The sequence below is a fragment of the Reichenbachiella sp. genome (genome assembly GCF_033344935.1).
Lineage (GTDB): Bacteria > Bacteroidota > Bacteroidia > Cytophagales > Cyclobacteriaceae > Reichenbachiella.
In genome coordinates, this window is record NZ_JAWPMM010000001.1 from 2513686 (window position 1) to 2526654 (window position 12969).

Annotated in this window: 14 protein-coding genes; 6 read left to right on the top strand and 8 right to left on the bottom strand. The window is 39.2% G+C overall.

Annotated elements, in window-relative coordinates; genetic code table 11:
- Window positions 1-40: 40 nt before the first annotated feature.
- The 7 genes from R8N23_RS10975 to R8N23_RS11005 all read right to left on the bottom strand — a co-directional run bounded on the left by R8N23_RS10975 (window position 41) and on the right by R8N23_RS11005 (window position 7014).
- Window positions 41-487 (bottom strand): J domain-containing protein, encoded by a 447-nt coding sequence (locus R8N23_RS10975; protein WP_318171642.1) that lies wholly within the window; start codon window positions 485-487, stop codon window positions 41-43.
- A gap of 72 nt (window positions 488-559) precedes the next feature.
- A complete protein-coding gene (locus tag R8N23_RS10980) occupies window positions 560-2281 on the bottom strand; it encodes a sulfatase-like hydrolase/transferase (protein WP_318171643.1) in 1722 nt (573 codons plus the stop codon).
- A gap of 80 nt (window positions 2282-2361) precedes the next feature.
- Window positions 2362-2925, bottom strand: a complete 564-nt coding sequence (locus tag R8N23_RS10985; RefSeq protein ID WP_318171644.1) for a hypothetical protein — start codon at window positions 2923-2925, stop codon at window positions 2362-2364.
- Window positions 2926-2941: 16 nt separating this feature from the next.
- Window positions 2942-3418, bottom strand: coding sequence for a VOC family protein (locus R8N23_RS10990; protein ID WP_318171645.1), 477 nt, complete (start codon window positions 3416-3418; stop codon window positions 2942-2944).
- Window position 3419: 1 nt separating this feature from the next.
- The gene (locus R8N23_RS10995; protein WP_318171646.1) at window positions 3420-4301 is read right to left on the bottom strand and encodes a HAMP domain-containing sensor histidine kinase; all 882 of its coding nucleotides are present in this window, start codon (window positions 4299-4301) and stop codon (window positions 3420-3422) included.
- Complete coding sequence (locus tag R8N23_RS11000) at window positions 4298-5440, bottom strand: FIST signal transduction protein (protein WP_318171647.1); 1143 nt, start codon at window positions 5438-5440, stop codon at window positions 4298-4300. The genes R8N23_RS10995 and R8N23_RS11000 overlap by 4 nt, the downstream gene beginning before the upstream one ends.
- A 137-nt stretch (window positions 5441-5577) precedes the next feature.
- Window positions 5578-7014: a PLP-dependent aminotransferase family protein gene (locus R8N23_RS11005; RefSeq protein ID WP_318171648.1), complete on the bottom strand. Its 1437-nt coding sequence runs from the start codon at window positions 7012-7014 to the stop codon at window positions 5578-5580.
- An 86-nt stretch (window positions 7015-7100) separates the two neighbouring features.
- Here R8N23_RS11005 and R8N23_RS11010 point away from each other — a divergent pair, with 86 nt between their 5' ends.
- From R8N23_RS11010 to R8N23_RS11030, 5 genes are read left to right on the top strand one after another with little or no spacing between them, the layout of a single operon-like run.
- Window positions 7101-7763 (top strand): pyridoxamine 5'-phosphate oxidase family protein, encoded by a 663-nt coding sequence (locus R8N23_RS11010; protein ID WP_318171649.1) that lies wholly within the window; start codon window positions 7101-7103, stop codon window positions 7761-7763.
- Between the two features lie 23 nt (window positions 7764-7786).
- On the top strand, window positions 7787-8299 hold the full coding sequence (locus R8N23_RS11015; RefSeq protein ID WP_318173572.1) for a gamma carbonic anhydrase family protein: 513 nt from the start codon (window positions 7787-7789) through the stop codon (window positions 8297-8299).
- Window positions 8300-8302: 3 nt separating this feature from the next.
- Complete coding sequence (locus tag R8N23_RS11020; protein ID WP_318171650.1) at window positions 8303-8785, top strand: hypothetical protein; 483 nt, start codon at window positions 8303-8305, stop codon at window positions 8783-8785.
- Window positions 8782-9309, top strand: a complete 528-nt coding sequence (locus tag R8N23_RS11025; RefSeq protein ID WP_318171651.1) for a DinB family protein — start codon at window positions 8782-8784, stop codon at window positions 9307-9309. Before R8N23_RS11020 ends, R8N23_RS11025 begins: the two co-directional genes overlap by 4 nt.
- Window positions 9302-9832 carry an acyl-CoA thioesterase gene (locus tag R8N23_RS11030; protein WP_318171652.1) on the top strand — a complete coding sequence of 177 codons (531 nt, stop codon included), beginning with the start codon at window positions 9302-9304 and terminating at the stop codon, window positions 9830-9832. The genes R8N23_RS11025 and R8N23_RS11030 overlap by 8 nt, the downstream gene beginning before the upstream one ends.
- On the opposite strand, the gene R8N23_RS11035 is transcribed toward R8N23_RS11030, so the two are convergent.
- Window positions 9829-10533 (bottom strand): RsmE family RNA methyltransferase, encoded by a 705-nt coding sequence (locus R8N23_RS11035; protein ID WP_318171653.1) that lies wholly within the window; start codon window positions 10531-10533, stop codon window positions 9829-9831. The two genes, R8N23_RS11030 and R8N23_RS11035, sit on opposite strands and share 4 nt — an antisense overlap.
- Window positions 10534-10766: 233 nt before the next feature.
- Here R8N23_RS11035 and R8N23_RS11040 point away from each other — a divergent pair, with 233 nt between their 5' ends.
- Window positions 10767-12932 carry a glutamine synthetase III gene (locus R8N23_RS11040; protein WP_318171654.1) on the top strand — a complete coding sequence of 722 codons (2166 nt, stop codon included), beginning with the start codon at window positions 10767-10769 and terminating at the stop codon, window positions 12930-12932.
- Window positions 12933-12969 lie beyond the last annotated feature (37 nt).

Consider the following 12969-nt stretch of genomic DNA (forward strand, 5'->3'; position numbering starts at 1 on the left):
CCTTCAGAACACTTAAAACAACGGGAAAGTATGATGGCTGTTAAGCCATCTCTAGATCTCGCTTTGATTTTCTGTAAAGGAAGGAGTTGAAGATATTTCTTTTGGCGAAACGGAATTGTTTTTCTGCATTCACGAACTTGAGATATAAGTTTCTATTTACCCCAAAGTACTCGTAAGTGGTACCATCAGTAAATGACACTTCAAGGAGCAAACCTTTGTGCTTGAAATCGGCTATGCCAGATTCTGTAGTGGTTTTGATGTATTCATCCAGATTGGCTGCTTTGGTTTCGGGAGCTATACTTACCAAAAAGTGATACGCGTCGATGATTTCCTGGCTTTTGATCTCGGCCTCAGATTTTTTGACCTCATCTTGAAACTTGTCTGGATGCCATTCTTTTACCAAATTTCTATAGGTAGATTTCAACTGTTTCAGATCAGTATCTGCTTCTACGTTGAATAGCTGTTTGTATGCTTTGACGCGTTTCATAGGGGTGTATTTATTTGCAGGCGCAAAGCTACGGATAATTTATGCCAATCGTACGATAGACTAATAAATCGGCTACAATGCATAGACTTCGATTTCGCTGGGCTGGTATCCCATTCGATGCGCAATTACCTGTAATTCTTGCTCTTCTGAGATTGTAAATGGTTTGGTGTAGACAGACCAGCTCATTCGGTCCGGGTTTTCACTTTTGTGATACAGTTTATATCCTATGGATGCACCTTCAGTAGTACAGGTGATCGCGGTAAGACTATCATTTATTTGGATGACTGGTTGAGCCGTTTGTGGCTGGATGCCATTGGGTTTGAAGCGGGCAATGAGCTCCTTTTCTGGAATAAGACCGGTATCCTTAATGTCAATTTTCCACTCGTTGCATGCGGTACGAAGTTCTTTGAGCTTGTCAGCATATTTTGGTACTTCGGCCAGATTATTCAATTCGTGGGGGTCATTTTCCAGGTCAAACAATTCCTCTGTTGGTTTGGAGTCCCTGAACCACAAAGCTTGCTCTGGTGTAAGCTCTCCAGATGCTTGTAGTCTTTTCAGTTCCTGCATAATGGGCATCTGATTGCGATAAGCAATGTCTGCGTACATGGGCTGTTCAGGCATGAGGTATTGAATGTACTTGTATCGCTGGTCACGAACTGATCGAATGCGATCGGTATATTCATCGAATCGATCTGATGCCGCGAAAAGATATTCGGGTTCATGTTGTCGTGCATATTTGCCTAGGAAAGCCTGGCCCTGCATATGTTTTGGCGGTTGAATACCAGCTATGGAGAGCATTGTAGGGGCCAGATCAACAAAGCTGATCAGTCGGTCGTCTCGCTGTCCAGCCAACTGCTCATTAGGAAATCGGACGATCGCAGGAACTTCCAACCCTGATTCATATAACAGTCGCTTTTGTCTGGGTAGTGGTCCGCCATGATCGGTGCACCAGAAAACGATCGTATTATCCAAAAGACCATCCGATTCAAGCTGATGTAATATTTCTCCAACTTGAGAATCCATTTTTAATATATTGGAGTACATCCTCCGAATATCATTTTTTGCTATTTCGGTATCTGGCAAATAGGGTGGGATTGGTATTTCCAGATTTGCATCCACCAATAGCGAATCATTGGCTTTTGCCCAGATTTTGGACTCATGTGTTACCATCAGGTTGAAGACAGAAAAGAAAGGGACGTCTTTGGGTCTATTTCTCCAATGGGCTTCGTTGCTAGAATCATCCCATGCAGTAGGTGTTTTGATCATCTGGTAGTCTTCCTTGCTGTTGTTGGTACAGTAGTAACCTGCTGCTCTGAGATATTCAGTAAACATTTTCACTTCAGCCGGCGGAACAGCTTCATAAGCCTCAAGTCCGTCTGGCTGCAATTCATTGTATTTACTTATGGTTTCAGCAGTAGCTGCACCTGCATACCACGGGCCTGTACGCATGTGGCTGGCACCAATGCTATTGGCATACATACCAGTGATGATCGAAGCTCTGGCAGGTGCGCATACTGGGTGCGGTGAGTAGAAGTTGTCGTAGCATACACCCGATTTTGCTAACTTATCTAGGTTCGGTGTAACTACTGTACTGTCGCCAAAGGCAGGAATATATGAGCTTAAATCCTCAGCCACTATCCATAAAATATTGGGTTGTGCCTTCAGGCTAGGATTAGGGTAGGAGGATGGCGTGTCTAATTGTTGTTCTTCTAGTTGGGTACAAGAGTAATAGTAAGAGACAATGCTGGTTATCAGAAAGAGCGAGATGATAGAATTTCGTGATATCGTTTTCATTATTAGAAAACTAGCTCATTCTATATGAAATGATAAAAGAAATTTATCCCAATAAAGGAGGAGTGATGTTCGCTTTAATTTTATTTCTGATTGGAACTGGCAACTGTCCAACCCTTATTCATTTTTATAACATCTCGATCAGCATTTTTAAGCATAAAATGAAGTTTGATCCCATAGTAGATCAACGGAATACTGACGCCGATGAGGCCTATGCCAAGTGCCTTATTGTTGCTAACTGTAGCGATACCTCCAGCCATTGCACCTGCGCCTAGAATCAATGATGTAGCACTTGAAGCACTTACGACAAACCGAACAGTCCCTGTGATGGGGTCTTTACTTCCTTCTTTGTATGCTGTGATTTTCTTAATAGCTGATAGGGCTAACTTTTGGTTATTGTTTTTTTGTTTCAGATAAAACTCTGTGCTAGATCCTCCATTGAATTCACCCACTAGTTTTTGATTGTCATTCGTTTTAATTTCCAAAAGCATGCCTTGGGTGAGGAGTACTTTTTGATCTGATTGAGCGTGAATGAAGGTAAGGCTGTCTGATATGTTTTGAGTAAAACCAGTTGTGTTTAAAAAAATAGAAAACAGAATCAAGTTTAAGAATACTTTTGATACAAAATAAGTTTTGTTGGGTAGCATAGGCTGTAGGGTTTAACTATCTTTCAAATAATTGTATACGATTGCTGTCTGGATCCAATATAATGACTATTCGCTTTCCAGTGGTTTCGTCTTTAACTACACCACCATTGAATGATACTTGTTTCAATTTTAGAAATGCAATCCATAGATCAAAATCATCAACTTGAAATCCAAGCTTGAATAGGCCTAACACTTTTGTTTTACTATCGTAATTAAGAATAAGCTCTTTCGGGTCAATGGCGGAATTGAGTTCAATCAGTTCGAGACTAGCATTTCCTTTTTTAAGATTGGCTTGTTTGAAGCCCATTTCCGGGAATTGCTTACTGTTCAGTACTTCATATCCTAAAGTTTGCTGATACCAGACCAAAGACGAATCCATGTTGCTAACGATGATGGCATTGAAGTACGGGGTAAGATCATTGGGAGGTGTATTTTGCGCCTGACTTGACATGGATAATACGAAAATTAGCCATATGTAAATCAGAATCCTCATGCTAAGCGCCTAATATCATATTCGGGATCGTTACCGTAAACTTGGTTCCCTCACCGTAGGTAGATTCTACCTCAATATTTCCTTGAAGTTTTTCTAGCGTTTCTTGCACAATGTATAAGCCTAATCCAGAGCCCTTGGCTTCTGGAGAGGCACGATAAAACATATCGAAAATGTGATCAAGGTATTTTTCTTCAATTCCAACGCCATTATCCTCAATTTCTACTTTGAGTTCTGAAGCGGTAATTTCAGCTTCAATATTGACAAAGCTATCTTCTATATCGGGTTTTTGATATTTGATAGCATTTGATATTAAGTTGTTGAAAATGATTGAAAGCCTTCTGTCGTCGCTGTATAATTTGGTGTGGTCGTCAATATTGATCAGTTTGAGTAGAGTTGAACAACCAGGCATGTAATTGAGGTGCTTGAAACTCTCATCTATGACTGCGGCAAAATCCACTTCTACACAGTTGATCTCCAATCGGGTATTTCTGGAATAGTCAATAATGTCGCTAATGAATCTATCCAACTTCACGGTACTGTCCCTTAGAAGTTTTAGATATCCCTTGATATCATATTGTGTATTTTCACTTTCTATGATATTCAGTAATCCTAGAATCGAAAGGAGTGGGGCTCGCAAATCATGAGACGTACTGTATACAAAACGATCCATTTCTTCATTGAGCTTTTTGAGCTCCAGATTTGAATCCATCAATTCATCCGAACTCAAATCCATTACCCTTTCAACAAGCTTTTGATCTCTTTCAAAATTATCGTAGAATTCACTGATACTTCCGAATAGTGGAGCCAGGTCTTCGGGAATACCCTTTCCATTCGAAAATTTCTTAATCTGCCGGTTCAATATTTTATTATACTCTGACTTCATACGAGTTCTTTAAAAGTGGTAATGGTCATAGTATGATTATGAAGCGCACTTTTCTTATTCGGCCCTTGTGGGGCAATCTCACCATAAGAATAAAAACCTGCAGTTGGAATGTTGTCCCCGAATGCAGCAGTCATTCCCTCTACTTCTTCTCCTGTCCAATCCTGGAGTACAAATTGACGACCTACACAACTCACGCAAATAGCCAAGTCTGGGTTTGTGATTTCAAATGGTTGCATACTGGCAGTAGCAGCCTCACTAGCGGCGTCGATTAAGGAATTGACATTAGAACGCATCATCCTCACTTTGGCCCCCTCAGGCATATCACCGGCAAAAAGGGCCCCTCCGTTTTCTTGGTTATAGTCAAGAAAAGCTCGTAGTAAGCGCTCTTCTCCATTTTCAGTTTTGATTCCAAGCGGATAGATTCTGATGGCCTCGACCATATCTTCGAAAAGACCTTCCAAATATTTTTTATAAAAATCGAGAATAGGCTCATCGTTTAACTCAAATAGAATGTTGTTGGTAGACTTTGTGATAAATCTTTCTGGACCAAAAGGTGTCCACCCGGCCTTCGATGCATGACCAATTTTTAATTTATCTCCATAAAAACCAATACCAATAACTTTACCCTCTGTGCCAATATTATTAAGTCCGGTATAAGTAGAAGAGAAGGGGTCATAGGCTCCTGCCAGTCCTCCAGTAATAGGTACCGCTTCAGATAAGTTAAACTGAAGTCCGGTGAGCAAGTGAGATCCGTTGATTTGATTGCCATTTGAAAAAATCATGAGGTTGGAAAGACCATCTTTGTCAATATGAGCAGAAATATGGGCGCCGACATCAAAGCTATCCTTTACGTCATCGAGGTTTATCTCAAGGGTTTTAATTGTAGTATTTTCAAATTCAATCGCTGTTACATTCAGGGTGTGCTGCGAAACCAGGCCGTTCATTATTTCTCCTGACCCTGAGCTCACTACGATTTCTGCATTTGGATAGATATCTCGAACCTCGTCAAATAGCTTCTGGTCTTGAACCAACTCGGTAGATCCAAAGACGAAAACCAATTGAGATTTGGTTCCTAATTTATGGTCGGACAATATTTCCCAACCAAGATTCTTACTCCATTTTCTTTGCTCTACGCGCATTCAATAACCTTTTCATCATGATAGGATCCATAGTTAGCTGATTAGAAAGGGCAGTTGCAATTCTAAATATATCACAAGATATTTAAACTATCAGTGTTTGATGAGAATAACCAAACAAATTATTCGAGTTGGACGCTTTATCGTCCCAGAATTGTTTTAATAGTCTTTACCATTAATGCAGTGTTTGATTCAATTTCTTCGAGTGTCATAGATGCGAAGCCAAACCTGCAAGCTCTTTCGGTGTGTTCATATACATCAATTTTTAAGGTTAATTGGTGCTTTGCGGCTGTTTCGATTAACTCTTTGATTTTTACATTTTTGAATGTGACCCAAACGGCCATTCCTCCGATAGGTTTGTTGAAAGTAATTTCGTTTTTAAGCCCTTCTTTTAGTTTTTGACAAAATAGATCTCGCCTTTCTTTATAGGTGTTAACAGCTTTTTTTAAGAATCGATCTATTTCATTATTGGCTAGCATTTCAGCCAAAGCCCTTTCCATAATCGGATCGCCCAGTTTGTCAATGATCATTCTTAGTTCTCCACATTTTTTGGTTATTGTTTCATTGGCAAACATGTATCCAATACGAATCGAAGGAACTAGAATTTTGCTAAATGAACCAATATAAATGACTCTTCCACTTTGATCTATGCTTGCTAATGGCAAAATGGGGGATCGATTATAATGGTAGTCATAATCGTAATCATCTTCAATAATATAGAAATCATATTTTTCGGCAAGCTCAAGCAATCGCATCCGGTTTTCTACTGGCATGGTTACCGTGGTAGGATATTGGTGATGTGGAGTGATATACATCGCTCTAATTTTACCTCTTTTAACTTCTTTTTCTACTGCACTTAAATCCAGGCCCTCGGTAGTTACGGGAACTTTTATTAGTTGACCACCAGCCGATTTAATGGCACGATCTGCAGAATGATAGTTTAATTCTCCAACTATCACTTGGTCTCCTTTGGACAACAAAGTGGTAAAAGCAAGATAGATAGCCATTTGACTGCCTCTAGTAATTAGAATGTTTTCGGGCGAACCATTGATGGCTCTGGTAGAGGAGAGGTAGTTGGAGAGATTCTTTCTTAATGTGATTTCACCGAAAAAATGATTGCCTAAAAGTACAGATTTGCCTACTACACCTTTGGATACTGAACGAGCAGTTTTTAGCAATAGATCAATGGGGGCTAATCGATAGTCTGGCGTGCCATCATCTATCACGTGTTCTCCGCGAGGCATGTCATATTTCGATGAGTTTGACACTTCTATTGCCTTTTTTTCAATTAACTGCCCAAGAGGTTGTTGTTTTATTTCAGGAAGAGACTGCTTGATAAATGTGCCTTTGGTGGGAATAATCTCCATCCAACCTTGTGCCATGAGTTCATCATAGGCTTGTAGTACAGTTTTACGGTTTATATTGAGTTCATTGGCTAAAGTCCTGCTTCCAGGCATTCTTAGTCCTTTTTGAATCCTGCCCTTCATAATTTCACTAATCACAGCATCTGATACTTGGAGATAAACCGGTCTATTTTCTTTTCGATTGATTGTGATAATGGATTTCCACGGAAGCATAACTGGACCCTTTGTTTTGTTAAAAATGGACTACAATGATAATCCACTTGTATCATATTTTTGAAATGTGATTAAAATTTAATGAAATGGAACAATTTGAAAAGACAGCTAAAAACAAAGTAGTTCGCGGAGCGAAAAGAGCGACTTACGATAAAGAACAGGTTTTTAATATCCTGGATGCAGGATGCATTTGTCATATAAGTTTTGTGATGAATGACGAACCCTTCATTATTCCAACGGCTTACGGTCGAGATGGAGAAACCATTTATGTTCATGGCTCGGTGAAGAGTAGAACAATGAAGGCGATTAAAGAAGGTATTCCAGTATGCATGGCTGTTACTCATTTGGACGGTTTAGTATTGGCTCGTTCTGCATTTCATCATTCTGCGAACTATAGATCTGTAGTGCTGTTTGGTACTGCCGAGGAAGTAGAGTCCAACGAAGATAAAAACCATGGTTTGTTCGTAATTACTGAAAACATACTGAAAGGCAGATGGAACGAATGTCGTGAACCTAGTCAGAAAGAGTTGGATATTACTTCTGTTTTGAAATTTAAGATCGATGCCGCATCCGCCAAAATTAGAACTGGCGACCCTGTAGATGAAGCAGAAGATTATAATTTGGATGTTTGGGCTGGTGTATTGCCTATTAACAATAAATATGACGAACCAATTTCAGATCAGAAATTGGCTGATGGAATTGTAGTGAGTGACTCAGCGATACTTGCATGGCAAAACTCAAACGGATAGATTTGTTAGAAACAAATCTAGAAATGAGTTTGATCAGAAAACTGAATGGCGTAGAGCCAAAATATGGAAGTGATTGTTGGTTTGCCGAGACAGCTGCTATAATTGGTGATGTGACCATGGGGCATCACTGCACCGTATGGTACAATGCAGTGGTTCGAGGAGATGTGAACTCCATTACCATTGGTAACTATACCAATATTCAAGACGGTGCTATTATTCATTGTACCTACCAAAAAGCCGCAACGGTTATTGGTAATAGAGTTTCCATCGGTCACAATGCCATAGTTCATGGATGTACATTAGAGGATAATGTGTTGATAGGGATGGGTGCCATCGTCATGGATCATGTAGTAGTACAAAGTGGCTCTATTATTGGAGCTGGCGCCATTGTTTTGGAAAATACCATTATTGAGCCTAACTCTGTTTATGTTGGCAACCCTGCCAGAAAAGTGAAAGACATAGGTGAAAAAGGGTTGGGTATGATAGAACGTACTGCCGATAACTATGTAAAATATGCTGGTTGGTTTCAAGAATAAGCTATGAAGTATTTAGTGTTTTCTCTTGGAATATTGCTAGGTAGTCAAGCTATGCAAGCACAGACTATGGAGCAAAAGGTGGCAGACTATCTTGAGACTTTCTTGTCAGAAAACAAATCATTTATTTCAGAGGCTGAGCTATATGATACACAATGGTCAACCTCTGATCTTATGGGGCAGAGTCAGATTGTTTTTTCTGAGAATTTCAAGTTCAAGAGAAAGAACACTGGGTTTCAGGCAAGTTCAATCAAGGAAAAAGGTAGTTGGTACATCAACAATGAATTTGTTGTATTAGAGAAGAAGAAAGTAAAGACACCATTATTTGTACTAAAGAACGGTCAAGAAACTATATTAGTAAACGAGGATCAAATAGATGTCTTGAAACAATTACTAACAGAGGCTTCGTACAAAGATGGTGAGCTAAAGCCATATAGCGTTACTAAGATTTTTACGTTTTTAAACGGATTTACATTGCAAAGCGAATGAAGCGAATATCAAAACCTAATACTAGCGAGTATCATAAATTCTTTGCAGGCTATGTTGGCCAGGTAGGAGATCATGATGTGCTGGAAATGATCATCAAACAGAAAGACGAATTCCTTAAATTTTTTAAAGTCATTCCTGGCGATAGGCATAATTATGCTTATGCGGAAGGGAAGTGGACAATCAAACAAGTATTGAGGCACATGATTGATGCTGAACGGATGTTTGGCTATCGAGCCATGTCAATCGCTAGAGGCGAAAAAGCAAAATTACCTGGGTTTGATGATCATTTGTATGTGGAGATGGCTGACGATTCTAAAAATTCAATGGAAGACTTGCTGAAAGAATTTGAGACGCTTAGAGAAGGTCACATCCAAATGATTTCCAATTTCACCATACAAGCCACCGAACGAATGGGTAATGCCAATGGAACTGATGTTTCTGTTAGAGCAATTATTTATATCATTGCAGGGCATGTAGCCCATCATAAACAAATCATTACCGAAAGATATTTAGAGCATGTTTGAGTTTGACCCTTCAAAGAAATATCAAAAAACTACTAAATCAAGATCCGTTATTCGATTTCAAGACTGTGATCCGCTAAAACACTTGAACAACGCCAAATACTTTGACTACTTCTTTAATGCGAGAGAAGATAAAGTTCCTAAACTCTATGGCATGCAAATGTCTGAGATATATAAGGCGTTTGATGCGATATGGGTGGTGTACAATCATCAAATAGCTTATATCCGACCGGCTGGCATGGGGGAATGGGTGAAAATATTTTCAAGAATCATTTGGCATAACCACAATACCATGGTAGTGGAATACTTCATGACAAATGACGAAGAAACTGAGTTAAAGACCATGCTTTGGACGAAGCTAAGATACGTCAATGAAAAAGGGCAGTCGACTACTCATCCGGCCAAGTTGGTGGAATTTTTATCTTCGGTGTCCTATGATGATATTGACTATGAAGATATTGATTTCGATATGCGGGTACGTCAGCTGAAAAATGAAGTAGCGAACGCTGCCATCAAAATATTCTAAAGACCTTGATTCACAAGGTTAACCGTATGCACAGCTGCAATGCCTGCGGTCTCTGTGCGCAAGACATGATCTCCAAGTGAAACTAATTCAAAATTGGATGATTTCAAGTGATCAACTTCTGCTGGAGTAAAATCGCCTTCAGGTCCTATTAAAATCAAAGCGTTCGAGTTGGGCTTTATTTTTTTTTGTAGTAAGTCTTCCGATCCAGTCTCTACATAAGCAACAAACTTGTTTTCAATGTTTTTATGGCTTTCAATGAATTGGTCAACTTTGATCAATTCGTTGATTTTGCATTTCCAAAAGTTTTTAGATTGTTTCATGGCGCTTATTGCCTTTTTTTCGAGCCGGTCTAATTTCACTTTCTTTCTTTCGCTTCTTTGAGTTTGAATAAGTGAAATCTCATTCACTCCCATTTCACAAGACTTCTCAACAAACCATTCCAATCGATCTATGTTTTTCGTAGGAGCAATAGCAATATGAACACCGTAGTTTTTAGGATCTGCAGTTTTAGTTTCAATGATCTCAAAAGTGCACTTTCTTGGGTTTGGGTCCATGATTTTTGCCAGATAGCTTTTGCCTAAACCATCCATAATTGCAATTTCATCTCCTGATTTAGCTCGAAAAACTTTGACCAGATGAGCAGACTCTTCTTGGCTGAGCGTATTGTTTTCTTCTGGATTGGGGTGATAATAGAAATTCAAGTGATTGCTTTTCGGCTAATTTAATCAAATGAAAAACTTTTTTTAAAATGAGAGGGAGGTCTAAATTGATAAATACGTAATTTTTACCTTAAAAAATGAAAAATGTAACGATTTAGGTGTTAAAATCACCTGTTCAGATAAAAAAATACGAATAATGAGCTGTGATAGATTAAAAAAGGAAGGGAATATTTATTTTTGTTCATTCAATTTGAAATATAAACTAGATACATAATATGGCACATTTAAGATTCAAAGCGCTGGATTTAGTACAATCCAGATCTAAGATTGAATTCAATTTGCCAGAAGGAAAAATCTCTGACTTCTTCGGAGAACTTGCTTTTGGTACTGAGCAGATGAGAGCATCTCTTTCATCAGATGTTTTTAAGAAAGTAGATAAAGCCATCAAGAGAGGTAAGAAAATTGACGCGGAAACAGCAGAAGCTGTAGCTGCAGCAGTGAAAACTTGGGCGATGAGCAAGGGTGTGACGCACTATACACACTGGTTTCAACCACTCACTGGTGCTACCGCTGAAAAGCACGATTCATTTTTTGATCCATCAAAAGGGTTGGAGCAATTCAAAGGAAGTGCTTTAGTACAACAAGAGCCAGATGCTTCTTCTTTCCCAAATGGTGGAATTAGAAGTACATTCGAAGCGAGAGGATATACAGCTTGGGATCCAAGCTCACCGATTTTCATTATTGATACTACGCTTTGTATTCCTACCATATTTGTGGCCTATACGGGTGAAGCGCTTGATTATAAAGCTCCATTGTTGAAATCAATGGATGCTGTAGATAGAGCCGCTACAAGAGTATGTAAGTTGTTTGATCGTAATGTGACTCAGGTAACCGCCTCATTAGGTTGGGAGCAGGAGTATTTTGTAGTGGATAAAGCATTGTATGCCGCGCGACCAGATTTGGTTATGGCTGGCAGAACAGTATTTGGACACAACCCTGCAAGAGGCCAGCAATTAGACGATCACTATTTCGGTACGATTACTCCAAGAGTATTTGAGTTCATGAAAGAATTCGAATATGAATGTCAGCGATTGGGTATTCCAGTAATGACTCGACACAATGAGGTGGCACCAGCTCAGTTTGAATGTGCGCCGATGTACGAGGAGGTTAATAAAGGAACTGATCACAATCAATTATTGAAGGATGTGATGGATAAGGTGGCTTTGAAGCACGATTTGAAGATTCTTTTCCATGAGAAGCCTTTTGCTGGATTAAATGGTAGTGGGAAGCATAATAACTGGTCTTTGATCACGGATACTGGAGTCAACCTTTTCCAACCAAGTAGTAGTGCAAGAGAGAATCTACAGTTTTTGGTGTATTTAGTTTGTACGCTAAAGGCAGTTCATGAGCATGCTGATTTGTTGAGAGCGAGTATTGCCTCTGCAGGTAATGATCATAGACTAGGAGCAAATGAAGCTCCTCCTGCAATCATTTCAGCATTTATTGGGCAACAGCTGACAAGCGTGCTTGATGAGCTAGAAAAGAATAGAGATGTAAAAGTTGACAAAGGAGATAATGTTTACATGAAATTGGGAATTGACAAAATCCCTGAAATCATACTTGATAATACTGATAGAAACAGAACTTCACCTTTCGCCTTTACTGGAAATAAATTCGAATTTAGAGCGGTAGGATCTGATGCCAATGTTGCCAATCCAATGACTGTGTTGAACACGATTGTTGCAGAGCGACTAAATCAGTTTTATACCAAAGTGACAAGTCGTATCGACAAAGAAGGAGTAGATAAAAAATTAGCCATTATAGGCGAATTGAGAGAATACATTTTGGAATCTAAAGCTATCAGATTCGAAGGAGACGGTTATTCTCAGGAATGGGCTGATGAAGCTGAAAAGAGAGGTTTGTCTAATGTGAAGGATACAGCAAGAGCGCTTGATTTTTATGTGAGCGATGCAGCTAAGGCGGTTTTTATAAACAACAAGATCATGAGTGATGTTGAAATAGAAGCACGTCATGAAATAATGTTGGAGAATTACATCATGAAACTGCAAATTGAATCTAGGGTGATGGGTGATTTGGCCTTGAATCACATTTTGCCTACTGCTATTGCTTATCAAAATAAGTTGATAAAAAATGCGCAGGGTTTGAAGGATCTTGGCGTAGATAACACAGAGGTAGTGGAGACTATCAAGCAAATATCTGAATACGCTTCAAGTGTAAAATCTAATACCTTGGCGATGATCGAAGCACGTAAGAAAGCCAATAACATTGAAGATAGTAGAGATCGTGCCATCGCCTACTGTGATGAAGTAAAAGCAGCATATTTCGATAAGATTAGATATGCAGTAGACAAATTGGAGTTGTTCGTAGATGACGAAGATTGGCCACTTGTAAAATATAGAGAGTTATTATTTATTAGATAATTTCTCCAATGGATACATATAAAAAAAGCTTCAAATA

Excerpts from the sequence above, each read along its gene's own strand:
- R8N23_RS10975 (WP_318171642.1), bottom strand. The coding sequence starts at position 487 with ATGAAACGCGTCAAAGCATACAAACAGCTATTCAACGTAGAAGCAGAT.
- R8N23_RS10980 (WP_318171643.1), bottom strand. The coding sequence starts at position 2,281 with ATGAAAACGATATCACGAAATTCTATCATCTCGCTCTTTCTGATAACC.
- R8N23_RS10985 (WP_318171644.1), bottom strand. The coding sequence starts at position 2,925 with ATGCTACCCAACAAAACTTATTTTGTATCAAAAGTATTCTTAAACTTG.
- R8N23_RS10990 (WP_318171645.1), bottom strand. The coding sequence starts at position 3,418 with ATGAGGATTCTGATTTACATATGGCTAATTTTCGTATTATCCATGTCA.
- R8N23_RS10995 (WP_318171646.1), bottom strand. The coding sequence starts at position 4,301 with ATGAAGTCAGAGTATAATAAAATATTGAACCGGCAGATTAAGAAATTT.
- R8N23_RS11000 (WP_318171647.1), bottom strand. The coding sequence starts at position 5,440 with ATGCGCGTAGAGCAAAGAAAATGGAGTAAGAATCTTGGTTGGGAAATA.
- R8N23_RS11005 (WP_318171648.1), bottom strand. The coding sequence starts at position 7,014 with ATGCTTCCGTGGAAATCCATTATCACAATCAATCGAAAAGAAAATAGA.
- R8N23_RS11010 (WP_318171649.1), top strand. The coding sequence starts at position 7,101 with ATGGAACAATTTGAAAAGACAGCTAAAAACAAAGTAGTTCGCGGAGCG.
- R8N23_RS11015 (WP_318173572.1), top strand. The coding sequence starts at position 7,787 with ATGAGTTTGATCAGAAAACTGAATGGCGTAGAGCCAAAATATGGAAGT.
- R8N23_RS11020 (WP_318171650.1), top strand. The coding sequence starts at position 8,303 with ATGAAGTATTTAGTGTTTTCTCTTGGAATATTGCTAGGTAGTCAAGCT.
- R8N23_RS11025 (WP_318171651.1), top strand. The coding sequence starts at position 8,782 with ATGAAGCGAATATCAAAACCTAATACTAGCGAGTATCATAAATTCTTT.
- R8N23_RS11030 (WP_318171652.1), top strand. The coding sequence starts at position 9,302 with ATGTTTGAGTTTGACCCTTCAAAGAAATATCAAAAAACTACTAAATCA.
- R8N23_RS11040 (WP_318171654.1), top strand. The coding sequence starts at position 10,767 with ATGGCACATTTAAGATTCAAAGCGCTGGATTTAGTACAATCCAGATCT.